The organism is Bacillus cereus group sp. BfR-BA-01522 (assembly GCF_022662635.1).
Lineage (GTDB): Bacteria > Bacillota > Bacilli > Bacillales > Bacillaceae_G > Bacillus_A > Bacillus_A cytotoxicus.
On the sequence record NZ_JAKUDY010000019.1, the window covers coordinates 1 to 13,308 of the forward strand.

The following is a 13,308-nucleotide window of genomic DNA, read 5'->3' on the forward strand; positions in this document are numbered from 1 at the left end:
TTTATTTTCTCAATCTAACAAAATATTAACTTTTTTATTATATCTTATTTCTATACTAAGACGAAAAAAGCACTTGTTGCCTTTCAGAGACAATCAAGCGCTTTAAGTTCATCTATTTTTAAGTAGCGTAAATTTGTAAGTTTTATAGTAACAATATGACACCTTTTATATGTCGTAATAACTACTATGTTAAAACTTACGAGTTTGTACGAGTTCGTTAATTTAATGTCATTTCATGTCTTCATATTCATCACCCAGTAAAATGCCATCTCGCCTAAGCTCGTACTTCTTTTCCTATTCTATCATTGCACATAATACTCTATGATGGTACAACCATCATAGAGTATATATTTTCAAACACCATATATTTTTCTATTTACTTCACATATACTTGTTTTTCATAGGTTATAGTTAAAGCTTATATCCGTAAAAATATTTTTGTCCCTTTTCCCAATTTTCACTTGAAAGTTCGTTTATATAGTCAATAAGATCTTTATAATTACTTGCACTAATAATAGTGTTGTAATCCGCAGGTACTCTTTTACCAGTCCAAATTGATAATAAAGATGGTATTAATTCCATTTTTAATTGCTCCTCATTATTCGCAGCAATCATAACCCGCTGAATCAATTTTTTAGCTAAGTCTCCAGGAAAAGCTAAATTCTGTTGAAAATAATAACTATTTGTATCCTTTTCCTGACAATACTTAAAATAAAAATTTCCAATTTCATCTATAGTTGCATCTTCACCAATATGCTCTTCAAAATTAATAAAAGAATCAATAGAGTCTCTTATAATAGTAGCTGTATCACTGAATTCCTCCCACTCTTCAAGTAAAGCCAATAAATATGGAATTACCTCAAGAGAAAGTGAGGTTGTGGCTGCTGATGCAAAAGTGTCTACTGTTTCTTCAGTTACCTCACTAAGAAAACGGAGATTATTTGAATTTCTTAAGTCTTCATGTGTTGCGACAGTTAAAAATACTCTAATACATAAATTCAGAACCGCTTCATCTTTAGTCTGATTCATTAATTGAACTAATAGTGGTTTTTGAGTAAAATCCCCCGTTTTAAATAATTCTATTAAGTTAAATAAAACTTCCGTTTCTGTTACAGATTTTAAAATTTTTTCTTTTATTTCCGATTTAGCTAAAATTGTTTTTTCTCCAAACCATATACTATTCATAAGATTTCTCGTTTCTCCCATAAATGCACCTACTTTCATTAAACTATCTCTTTCCATTTTCTCGTTGCCATTTCAGAACTTTATTTTGAAAAACAGTAACCTCAGTATGTTGTGGATTATTACCAAATACAATAATCCCCTTTTCATTCTCATGTATTTTTAGTATCTTAGCATTTTCTTTACCATAACCCATTTCATGATAAAAATCCAAATTCAAATCATCAATTTGTTCTCGACGAATAGTTGATTCTCCTGTATTCTTTATATTTGAACTTACATTCTCTCCCCCAAAAGATAAACCTTGTACATGGTGACCTTTTTCAAGTTCCCCTCTTCTAACCAACGCTTGATAGTCTGCCCTTGCTTCCTTTAGTTCTTTACCCTTTACTATTGTAGATTCATCAGGGTTAGGATACCAATCAGGGTTAGTTTCGTGTAATTTTTTTGCCTCATCATAATAAGGTCCATAAACATCCTTACTTGAAGAATTATTACCCGTACCCTTAACTCCCGAACCACCATTCCCCTTCGCAAGTTGATAAGCATCCTCTTTAGCGGTTGCTCGCACTCTTGCAAAGTTTTTTGCTATTTCTCCAACAGTTGCATGTTCTATATGAGGAATTTTTATTCCCATTCCAGTGTCTGCTGACCTGATTGCTACGGGAATTTTTGTTTTTTTCATGTATGTAATGCATTCTTTAACGTCTCATTACCCTTTAACGATTACACCACATTTTTCCACATGTAATTTGAGTACCTGTAACGTTTCCCCGTTTTTTGCGAATAACATGTGCATAACGTCCATCCGTTAAAACGTACTTTACGATGACTTCAAAACATAATACAACCTTTTATTTCCCCTCTACTATCGTCATACCCTATTCCCAGCCATTACAATCTATAAAACAACAATAAAAATTTAACACTTAATGCACTGATAAAATTATAATGCTCTTTTAAATTTCTACGCTAAAACGCAAAAAGCACTTGTTGCCTTTAATTGACAATCAAGTGCTTTCAGTTCATATGTTTTTAAGTTGCGTAAATTTGTAAGTTTTGTAGTAACAGTATGACACCTTTTGTACATCATGACAAATACTATATTAAAACTTACGAGTTTGTACGAGTTCGTTAGTTTAATATACATTCCATGTGTTTATATTCATCACCCATTAAAATATCATCTCGCCTAAGCTCGTACTTTATTTTCTATTCTATCATTGTACGTAATACTCCATGATGGTACAACCATCATGAAGTACGTACTTTCTAACAGCCTATGCTTTTTTTCACTGCAAATATACTTTATTTTTTACTCATCTACATATATGCTTGTTATCTTTAACCATGCACCACAACTTTTGACATTCTCATGTGTAAAGTCACTGTAATTCATTTCGTATATTTGCTTAACCTCTTAAATTATTAATTACAATATACAAAAGTTAATAATTAAGGATTCTTCAATCCATTAATAAAATCCTTAAAGCTATTAGCTATTTTATACGTATTTTCTTCTTCACTAGAATGTGGAAAATAAAAAGAGTGATCCCAATAATATACACCATGGTTTTCAGTATCTGTAATAAGTACAATTAACCCTGAACTCGGATCATCTCCTATTATTAAACTGTTCGGTAACATATCTTCTTCAAACTCTTCATAGCATTCACTTAAATCAAAAGTTTTTTTTACACCTATACCATACAAAACATCTAAAGGGATTTCCTGATTTAATTCTTTAACAAAAAATTTACTATACCTAACTTTCGAAGTCCCTCCGTTATATTCACTTAAAAAATTTTTATAATCTTCCGGAAGTAAAAATCCTAAAAACTCTTCTAATTCTTTAATTGATTCTTCAGTTGCTTTACCAAAAGCATTTAAATTCATTTATTTCACTCCTATTTAATCTTTTAACTTCTTAGCTAATGACATTCCACCCATATGTCGAAATCTTCTGTGCATCTCTTTACTAACTTCTTGCATTGTTGTTAAATCTTGATGATGGTGCCATGTGTTTTCATCTAATTTTGGTCCATTTGGAGCTAATTCATCAGCCTTAGCAAAATCAATGTCATATCTATTAAATTCACCTATCGGAACTTCTTGTCTTACCAACCCAGCAGATTTAAAGTCGGGAAAACCTCCAGGATAAGAAACTCGATTTGGAGGAATCTCCCAATCAATATAAGTCCATATTCCTTCCTCACTAATTTCGATTTTCCCACCTTTTTTCTGCCATTTTTCAGGATCCCTAGAATATAAGGGTTTAGTAGATAATTGTTCCTCTGTAAACTTTACTATTTCTGGATTTTTACCCGTACCCTATGTTGTAATCTTAAACCCTCACAATAAAAAAGCAAACCATGTAAACCTTATTAAACTACTTCTTTTTCTTCCACTATCGGCAATTCATATGCTGTTTTATATTTCATCATTCCATATATAATGTTTACAAGCCTTCTCATAATACACACAAGTGCTTGTCCTTTTGTTTTACCTTCTTTAAGCATGAAACACTGGGTTTCGTGGCATCTTACTTCCTTTTGCTACTTGCACTTGTTGTACAGCTAAATTATAAAATAAAGCGTGTAGCGCCCTGTTTCCTTGTTTGCTTTTGTGTGTCTTACCTTTCCCACCAGAACCAAAGTAAACAGGCGCAATCCCCACAAATCGTGCTAATTTATTGGCATTTGGAAATCGTCTTACATCTCCAATTTCAGCTATTAATGCTGATGCCGTCACAAGTTCTATTCCCGGCATCGTTTCTAATTGATAATCTAGTAGTTTTACTAGCTGTTTTAATTCTCTTTCGATGTATTTCATCTCCTTCTTTTTAAACTCAATCTCCCGTACAATACTTCTTACTAAAAAGTTTCGCATTTCTTGATACTCTTTCATTGTTTGTCCATCTTCTTTTACAAGTTTTAATATGTCACTTGCTTTCTTTACTGAACATGTATTGTTGCTAACATCTAATAAAAAAGCTGTTAATCGCTTTATATTCGTCCCCTCTAAACAAGAGGGTGACGGATATTGCTGCCAAAACGCTAATGCTGTTTTTCCATCTAACTCTGAGAAAAACTTTTTATAACTTGGATAATGGTGATTTAATTGAATATGTAATTGGTTCTTTAATGCACTTTGTGCTTTTACTAATGCATTCCTTCTTGAAACCAATTGTTGTATCGACCAAAATAAATCGTTTGGCTTTGCATCTGGCAATTGATTAAATTTGTTTACCAATATGCGTGCCACACATTCCGCATCCCAACTATCATTTTTTTGTATCATCACTTGGCTCTTTCGTTCTAAAAATGATAAAGCTGGATTTACTTCTTTCACTACTCGTTCATGGTCTACTAAATATTTCGCTAATGCTCTTCCGTAACCACCAACATCTTCTAAACCAAATACAACTGATAAACCATCACTCACATATGTCTCTACTTCTAATAAAAATTTCGAAAATGCAGATGGTTTATTATCAAACTGTATTTCTCCTAATTTCTCTTGCCAACAATTAATCATAACAGCCGTATGATGCTCCTTATGTAAATCTACTCCTACATACAAATAGTTCTGTCTATTATGCATAACTCATCCCTCTATTCAATAATTTAATCATATATAAAAATGTCGGCAACCTTAGTTCGAGCGTTCATCTTCCGATGCGCATAGGTACGCAAGCCTATCCATTTTCATAATTTCATAAGTACATATAGTAATATGAGCTAATTTTTTAAGTGAGTTTATAAAATAATTGCTGAATGTTTCCCATTTGTCTGTATTTGACCATATGTGTATATCCCTCGATAAAAGCTCTCCCGGTCTAACATGCGTTTCACTTGTACTTTCGTAAACCGTTTCCCTTTCTCTGTGCGATAGCCTTCTGCATTCAGTCGTTCTGCCAATTGAGTCAGCGACCACTGCCTAAAAAAGTGTCGTAACTCAAATAGTCTACGTACAACCACTGCTTTTTCTGCATCTACTTCTAACACTTTTTGTCCTTTCTTGACTGTGTAACCAAACATCACACCGCCCCCCCGCATATCCACCTTGTTCCGCTTTCTTCTTTCTGCCTCTACTCAGCTTCAATGCAATCTCGAGACGTTGATATTGATCTAGTAGTTCTAACATGCCATTTACTAAAAAGTCATTTGGGTCATGCGTGTATATACTATAATTGGGTTCTTCAATCGCTTTCACATCAACCTTATGTTTCTTTAGTTCTCGTTGTATTAATACTTTTGCCATATCAGAGCGCCATAACCGAGATGTATTTAGTACAATCACGCGCCTCACTTGTTGATATGCCATATCTGACAATAGTTCTTGTAAGCCTTCACGTTCAACTGTTAATCCATTTTCATCAACAGTTGCGCCACTTAGTCCTCTATCTTCATATATATGAAGCAATTGTAAGTTATTTTCCATACAGTAACGTTCGATTTCTTCTACTTGATACGTTAAGCTATAACCTTCACGTACTTGTCCTTCTGTTGAAACTCGTACATAACCAACTACTTTCTCTTCCATATTGAGTCCTCTCCCGTTACAGCAATTACAATCCCTGTAACGTTTACCCGTTTTTTGCGGATAACGTGTGCATAACGTTCATCCGTTAAAACGTACTTTACGATGACTTCAAAACATAATACAACCCTTTATTTTTCCCTCTACTATCGTCGTACACTGTACATAGCCATTACAATCTATAAAACAACAATAAAAATTTAACACTTAATATACTTATAAAATTATAGTGCTCTTTTACATTTCTACGCTAAAACGCAAAAAGCACTCGTTGCCTTTAGTCGACAATCAAGTGCTTTCAGTTCATATGTTTTGAAGTTGCGTAAATTTGTAAGTTTTGTAGTAACAGTATGACACCTTTTGTACATCATGACAAATACTATATTAAAACTTACGAGTTTGTACGAGTTCGTTAGTTTAATATATATTCCATGTGATTATATTCATCGCCTAGTAAAATGTCATATCGCCTAAGCTCGTACTTCGTTTTCTATTCTATCATTGCACACAGTACTCCATGATGGTACAACCATCATGGAGTACATACTTTCTAACAGCCTATTCTTTTTCTTTTCACTGAAAATATACTTATACATGTCTATTTTCAACAGCATAATTTTATTATTTTATTCAATATATAGAATCCCATCAAGTTATAGTATATATTAATCATATCCTATTATACGTTCTATTATTGTTTACTATACACACTAATTAACTCACTCTTAAAATCATCATACATTAAAAATGCTTCTTTTAATATATCTTCTAATTCTTCATAGCTTCGATAAACTGGCTTTTTAATCCTTTCTCTTGGGTTAATTAATAACCTTGAGTAAACACTCCAAGGACTTCCCAGTCTCACCTCATCATTATGATATACCACCCAAATAAACTCTGTCATTCCATATTCTAAAATTATATTAAACCATATCATATAATTTGGAGAATTATCTATAACCCCTACTTTAAAAAACTTCTCCTTCTTATCAAAAGTTGAAACATATCCTAATCTTTTAAATATTTCATTTACTTTTTCTATATCATAATCCTCTAACCTATCATTTAAATCATTAGGATTACCTCTAAAGTTTTCAGATAATTTTTTATACCTATCTACAAATCTAATTTTTTCCAATACCACTTTGATTTCAGGCTTCATCTCAAAACTCATTCTCTATTCCCCCATAAACCTTAATTCTATTCTATATTCTTTTGCTATTTCTTTGTACTTTTCAATATCAGTAATATTTTTATTTGTAGCTGGAATTTCTAATATTTGTTTTCCTTCCAATGGCTTACCATCTAACTCAGGATAAGCATTTGAACGTATTTTTGTACCTGCAGAATATTTCTTATTCATTTCTTTTAAATATTCTCTATAAGTTTTTTCATCAATCATATCTAAATCTGTTGCTTTCCTTGAGATTATTTCTTTAGCAAAAGGATCATATGAATCTAATCTTTTTCCATTTTCCAAGTGTATTTCATGATAATCATAAATATCCCTGTTTCTTACAGTCTTATTAAACTTATTTCCCCTTGCCATAGGAGAATCATTTAACCAATAATCTCTTGCTTCTTTCCATTCTATCCTATCCCTCGTAGTTTTACCTTCTTTTGCTTTACGTGCAAGATATTTTCCATAATCAGATTCTAAATTTGAATCTATAAATCTCCCATTAGAAGCTAGAAGATTTTTACCCGTACCCTATGTTGTAATCTTAAACTCTCACAATAAAAAAGCAAACCATATAAAACCTTATTAACTACTTTCTTCTCTTGTACTACCGGCAACTCATAAGCTATTTTATATTTCATCATGCCATATACAATGTTCACAAACCTTCTCATAATACACACCAAAACCTGTCCTTTTGTTTTTCCTTCTTTAAGTTTCTTTTGATAATAAGCATGAAACACTGGATTTCGTGGTATCTTACTTCCTTTCGCTACTTGCACTTGCTGTACAGCTAAATTATAAAATAAAGCGTGTAGCACCCTGTTTCCTTGTTTACTTTTATGTGTCTTACCTTTCCCACCAAAACCAAAGTAAACAGGCGCAATCCCCGGAAATCGTCTTACATCTCCTATCTCAGCTATTAATGCTGATACAGTCACAAGTTCTATTCCCGACATCGTGTCTAGTTGATAATCTAATATATTCATTAACTGTTTTATTTCTCTCTCAATGTATTTCATTTCTTGCTTTTTAAATAAAATGTCCCTCACAATACTTCTTACTAAAAAATCTCGTGTTTCCTGATACTCTTTCATTGTTTGTCCATCTCCTTTTACAAGTTTTAATATGTCGCTTGCTTTCTTTACTGAACATGTATTGTTGCTAACATCTAATAAAAAAAGCTGTTAATTGCTTTATATTCGCCCCCTCTAAACAAGAGGGTGACGGATATTACTGCCTATTATGCATAACTCATTCCTCTATTCAATAATTTAGCCATATATAAAAATGTCGGCAACCTTAGTTCGAGCGTTCATCTTCCGATGCGCATAGGTACGCAAGCCTATCCATTTTCATAATTTCATAAGTACATATAGTAAAATGAGCTGATTTTTTAAGTGAATTTATAAAATAATTGCTGGATGTTTCCCAATTGTTTATATTTGCCCGTATGTATATATCCCTCGATAAAAACTCTCTCGGTCTAACATGCGTTTCACTTGTACTTTCGTAAATTGTTTTCCTTTCTCTGTACGATAACCTTCCCTATTCAGTCGTTCTGCCAATTGAGTTAGCGACCAATGTTAAAAAAAGTGTCGTAATTCAAATAGTCTACGTACAACTATCGCTTTCTCCGCATCTACCTCTAACACTTTTTGTCCTTTCTTTACTCTATAACCAAACATCACACCGCCCCCGCATACTCACCTTGTTCTGCTTTTTTCTTTCTGCCTCTACTTAGCTTTAATGCTATTTCAAGTCTTTGATATTGGTCTAATAGTTCTAACATGCCATTCACCAAAAAGTCATTTGAATCATGTGTGTAAATACTATAGCTTGATTGTTCAATTGCCTTCACATCTACTTCATGTTTCTTTAGTTCTCGTTGTATCAATACTTTCGCCATATCAGAGCGCCACAATCGTGATGTATTCAACACAACAACATAGCTTACTTGTTTATACGCCATATCGGACAATAGCTCTTGTAGTCCATCACGTTCAACTGTTAATCCATCTTCATCTACTGTCGCTCCGCTGATTCCTTTATCTTCGTATATGTGAAGCAGTTGTAATTCATTCTCGTTACAGTACCGCTGAATTTCTTCTACTTGATACGTCAAGCTGTACCCTTCACGTACTTGTCCTTCTGTTGAAACTCGTACATAACCAACAACTTTCTCTTCCATATTGAGTCCCTTCCCGTTACAGCAATTACAATCCCTGTAACGTTTACCCGTTTTTTGCGGATAACGTGTGCATAACGTCCATCCGTTAAAACGTACTTTACGATGATTTCCAAAAATAATACAACCCTTTATTTTTTCCTCTACTATCGTCGTACGCTGTACATAGCCATTACAATCTATAAAACAACAATAAAAATTTAACACTTAATGCACTTATAAAATTATAGTGCTCTTTTAAATTTCTACGCTAAAACGCAAAAAAAACACTTGTTGCCTCTAGTTGACAATCAAGTGCTTTAAGTTCATATGTTTTTAAGTAGCATTAAATTTGTAAGTTTTATGGCAACAGTATGACACCTTTTATATGTCGTGACAACTACTACGTTAAAACTTACGAGTTTGTACGAATTCGTTAGTTTTATGTCCATTCCATGCCTTAATATTCATCATCCAGTAAAATGTCATCTCGCCTAAGCTCGTACTTCGTTTTCTATTCTATCATTGCACACAGTACTCCATGATGGTACAACCATCATGGAGTACTTACTTTCAAACACCATATATTTTTTCTATCCACATCAAAAACAAATTCGTTTTCATTCTCTTTTCTTGTCTACCTACGTATTAAACTTTAAATATCCTCATATAAAAAATAAAAAATATAATAATAATACTTATAACTTCTATTCATCATAAACAATAAATGACCTTATTCAGCTTTAAGCTAAACAAGGTCATTTATCTATATTAAAACTCTTCTTCCCATGCTTCTTTTGCATCCAATAACCTTTGTGATAAAAACTCATAAAAATTCTTTGCTGTATTGTAGTCATCAAGTCCACCTTGTCTATCCCATGCTATTACTGGGCACTCATTGTTTTCCATATTACTAGTGTCTAGACAATAAGCATATTCCCCAATATCTTCAATAACTACTAAATTCTCACTCATTCCTAAATCCCTATAACTCTCTGTTTCAATAACAACAGAAGCTATATTAGACTTAGCCACCCCTAAAATATCAACACCAAATAACCCACCAGAGCCATAATTAGTTAAAAACCACTTATAACTTTCTGGCAATTTTAACTGTAGGGTATCTTGAACATAATCAACTTGTTTTTTATCTACTCCACCAGTAAAGTCATCTGATTCCATATTTACCTTAATAAAATTGGTTAATTCCTCTTTATTCATTCAAAATTCCTCCTTTTATAATTCAGCTTTATCTATTTGTTTAGCTCTCCATCTCCAATATTTCGACCTAAAATTTTCATATTGCTTTTTTAACACAGGGTCGTTTCTAAAGCTTCCACCATTCTCCACTAAGCCATGCAATATTTTATAATATTCCTTATGCATACTACCCGGGAGCTCCACCATTGATCCAGGCTCTCTTTGAATTAAATGATGAAGTTCTATAGCAGTCCCATCTTGCCAAATTGGTGCTCTTCCTTTTTTCATCAATTGGAGATTTGTCATACCAGTTTTAGGGTCAATTCTCATATAATCAATATCTAACCTTTGAAAAACCCGTCTGCTAATATCCCTTACTTCTCCATTAACTTTAGTTGTTCCAGTATATTCTACATCCTTATAGTTTTTATATTCTTTACCCGTACCCTTAACTCCCGAACCACCATTCCCCTTCGCAAGTTGATAAGCATCCTCTTTAGCGGTTGCTCGCACTCTTGCCAAGTTTTCTGCTATTTCTCCAACAGTTGCATGTTCTATATGAGGAATTTTTATTCCCATTCCAGTGTCTGCTGACCTGATTGCTACGGGGACCTTCGTTTTTTTCCATGTATGTAATGCACTCTTTAATGTCTCATTCTCCTTTAACGATTGTACCACATTTTTCCCCATATTTGGATGGAAGTCAGCGATTCCCTCTTTCCATTTTGTGAGCTTTGCAAGGGATCCGAAGTCGATTGTTCCTTTGAATGCTTTTGTTGCTGAACCGAGTCCTGGGACAAGGTCAAGTGCTCCGAAGAAGCCAGCTTCTACTTGTTCTTCTTTGCTTAGTTTTCGGCGCGTTCCCCAGTCCTCCCCTTCGATGGCACTTTTTACTTGGAGACCACCGTATATAACTGAAGCTGCGATTCCGAGCGGTGGACAGAAGATTGTCGTGATAATCAGCGCTCCGCTGATTGCTACATCACGCCATGCTTCTAATTTTTTCTGTTCGTCTTCTATAGAGGTATACTCGAATCCTCGCATAGATGGGACTAGTTGACGATATTCTTTGTAGTTTAGTTTCGCATCTGGATTTTGCTTTTTGACTTCTTTATACTGCGCGCGAAGTACGTGATCAAAGGCCAGTGAATCTTTGAAAATATCATCTACTGTTATTTTTTCTTTTTTTGTCGTAATGGTTTGCGGAACCCCGTATGCATGGCTACTTGGTAATGTTGTTGTCGTTGTGGCACCAATTCGATTTTTTGTTTGAAAGTCTCGAATGGATATGTCTCTCATTTTTTGAGCAAATTCATCCATCTTTTTATAGAACGGTTCATCTATATGTTCATATACAATCTGTCCCGCTTTATCACAATAGTTTTGCAGCGTTGTATAATCCTCAAGTAATGTATTTATTTTCTTTTCTTGTTTTCTATGATAGAAATCAATACATCTATCTGAATCTAAGTCTTGTATTCTCTCTTGTATATCCTCTAAAAGTTCATCTGCTTGCCGTAAGTTCGTGATTGCATCTTTTGTAATCTCATTGATCCCATCTTTCATTTGTTGCCAATGCTTTGACCTATAATGCACATCCATCTCTTTTCCATCCCCTACTTCCGTATCCAGATTATTCAAGAACTTCTAATATTTTTTGTAATTCCTCGTCTTTTTTTATCATTTCTTCAAGTGTATAGTTCACAACCATTGCAGCTTGTTTATAGTTATCCGCCAATTCCATGGTTTTTTCTAATATGTCTTTATAATGATCGGTAACTTTTGTTGCCTCGCCTTTTTGATAGAAATGGGACTGTGCTAGTTTATTAATACTTTGCTGTACACCATTCGCATACAAATTATAAATTGTTTCAAGGCGCATCGCGATTGTAACCATTTCAGAAAAATTTACTAATACTTCTGAATTACCACCTGCTCCTCCTGTACTTCCACCACCCATAGATACTTCCATTAACGCATTCCTCCTAATGAGAATTGTCTTGGATCAATTAACTTTTTATACGGCATTTTCAAGCTGTCGTATAACTTCTTGTTCACAGCATATAGACTCGCCCACTCATACTGCTTACGTTCGATATCAATTTGAATGAAATTTTCTCCCTCCGTAAAGTACAAGAAGCATTCCCATTTTCCCTTGTTGCCTAGTCGCCAATCCCGCGGACGAGAAAATGTTTCAACAGCCAATACATCTTTTTTGGACAAATCCATTTCTTCAAAGAACCGCTGCTTTTCTTCTGTCATTTTATTCGTTAAAAAAGTATGCTCTATTTCTCTCGGTTCTCGCATTAAAAATGGGACACGTTGTAATAACGAAAAATAGACATCGCGCTTCGCTATGTAATCAATTTCGTATTCCTCATTTTGTTTTCGTTCCGTCAATACGGCTACTCTATCTTGATCTTGCGGCAGAAATCCGATTAAAAGGTTATTAAACCGCGTGTACTCGTTACTTTCTTGATACGCTTTTAATAATTCAATGAGTTGGAAGGCCGCTGGTGTGAGACCATTCTCCTCTGTAATGAATCTCTTCGCTTTCAACTTTTCTGTCGCTGTTGTTACACAATCTGGATCTGCTAAAGTAAGTTTTTCGCGCTCTGGTAAACCAAATAAATATGTAATGCCAGCGGCGCCAGCTAATACATAAAGTTCACCAGGGCTAAAACTTTCAATTGTATGTACCATTCCCTCATTCCCCCAGTTCTATTTTACAGTTTCTTTATCTCTTTAACTTCAGGATGATTTGTAAAGGATTGAATGTGTTCATCAAGCTCTTTTAATGCTTTCGTATGTCCTTCAAGTGCTTCTGCCATTTTTGTATTAAATTGAATTAATAATTCTAAATAGCTTAAAAAAGCATTACGTGTTTTTCCATTCCAATGTGAACTTATGACGTATGCTTGTAATTCCCTTGCTTGCTGGAGTGAATCTTTTACTCCTTGTTCAATTTGCTCAGCATAAGAAAGAGCATTTAACGCTTCACTTCCATAAATTTCAATTTCTTTACTGTACATTTCTA

At 33.8% G+C, this 13,308-nt stretch carries 11 protein-coding genes and 4 pseudogenes; all 15 read right to left on the reverse strand.

From position 1 onward, the window contains the following. Window positions 1–411: 411 nt before the first annotated feature. On the reverse strand, window positions 412–1,224 hold the full coding sequence (gene imm47 / locus MR059_RS19205; protein ID WP_242161939.1) for an Imm47 family immunity protein: 813 nt from the start codon (window positions 1,222–1,224) through the stop codon (window positions 412–414). A 4-nt stretch (window positions 1,225–1,228) separates the two neighbouring features. Beyond that, window positions 1,229–1,867 (reverse strand): hypothetical protein, encoded by a 639-nt coding sequence (locus tag MR059_RS19210; protein ID WP_242161940.1) that lies wholly within the window; start codon window positions 1,865–1,867, stop codon window positions 1,229–1,231. 770 nt (window positions 1,868–2,637) lie between these two features. Beyond that, window positions 2,638–3,078: an SMI1/KNR4 family protein gene (locus MR059_RS19215; protein ID WP_016129282.1), complete on the reverse strand. Its 441-nt coding sequence runs from the start codon at window positions 3,076–3,078 to the stop codon at window positions 2,638–2,640. Window positions 3,079–3,093: 15 nt separating this feature from the next. Next, the gene (locus MR059_RS22040; protein ID WP_098343884.1) at window positions 3,094–3,492 is read right to left on the reverse strand and encodes an HNH endonuclease; all 399 of its coding nucleotides are present in this window, start codon (window positions 3,490–3,492) and stop codon (window positions 3,094–3,096) included. 74 nt (window positions 3,493–3,566) lie between these two features. Continuing rightward, window positions 3,567–4,785, reverse strand: a pseudogene (locus MR059_RS19225) (IS110 family RNA-guided transposase). Between the two features lie 155 nt (window positions 4,786–4,940). Beyond that, window positions 4,941–5,727: pseudogene (locus MR059_RS19230) on the reverse strand (recombinase family protein). 688 nt (window positions 5,728–6,415) lie between these two features. Continuing rightward, window positions 6,416–6,898: a hypothetical protein gene (locus tag MR059_RS19235; protein WP_053564627.1), complete on the reverse strand. Its 483-nt coding sequence runs from the start codon at window positions 6,896–6,898 to the stop codon at window positions 6,416–6,418. Window positions 6,899–6,901: 3 nt separating this feature from the next. Then, window positions 6,902–7,273, reverse strand: coding sequence for a hypothetical protein (locus tag MR059_RS19240; RefSeq protein ID WP_098345585.1), 372 nt, complete (start codon window positions 7,271–7,273; stop codon window positions 6,902–6,904). A gap of 218 nt (window positions 7,274–7,491) precedes the next feature. Beyond that, window positions 7,492–8,137 (reverse strand): annotated as a pseudogene (locus MR059_RS19245) (transposase); the annotation flags it as partial. A 206-nt stretch (window positions 8,138–8,343) separates the two neighbouring features. Next, window positions 8,344–9,095: pseudogene (locus MR059_RS19250) on the reverse strand (recombinase family protein). A gap of 747 nt (window positions 9,096–9,842) precedes the next feature. After that, entirely contained in the window at window positions 9,843–10,292 is a 450-nt protein-coding gene (locus tag MR059_RS19255) for an SMI1/KNR4 family protein (RefSeq protein ID WP_070179869.1), read from the reverse strand. Window positions 10,293–10,307: 15 nt separating this feature from the next. Further along, window positions 10,308–11,873, reverse strand: a complete 1,566-nt coding sequence (locus MR059_RS19260; protein WP_242161941.1) for an HNH/ENDO VII family nuclease — start codon at window positions 11,871–11,873, stop codon at window positions 10,308–10,310. Between the two features lie 31 nt (window positions 11,874–11,904). Beyond that, window positions 11,905–12,243 (reverse strand): hypothetical protein, encoded by a 339-nt coding sequence (locus MR059_RS19265; RefSeq protein ID WP_012094554.1) that lies wholly within the window; start codon window positions 12,241–12,243, stop codon window positions 11,905–11,907. Further along, a complete protein-coding gene (locus MR059_RS19270) occupies window positions 12,243–12,974 on the reverse strand; it encodes a DUF5081 family protein (protein WP_242161942.1) in 732 nt (243 codons plus the stop codon). The genes MR059_RS19265 and MR059_RS19270 overlap by 1 nt, the downstream gene beginning before the upstream one ends. Window positions 12,975–12,997: 23 nt before the next feature. Then, a complete protein-coding gene (locus tag MR059_RS19275) occupies window positions 12,998–13,303 on the reverse strand; it encodes a WXG100 family type VII secretion target (RefSeq protein WP_012094556.1) in 306 nt (101 codons plus the stop codon). Window positions 13,304–13,308 lie beyond the last annotated feature (5 nt).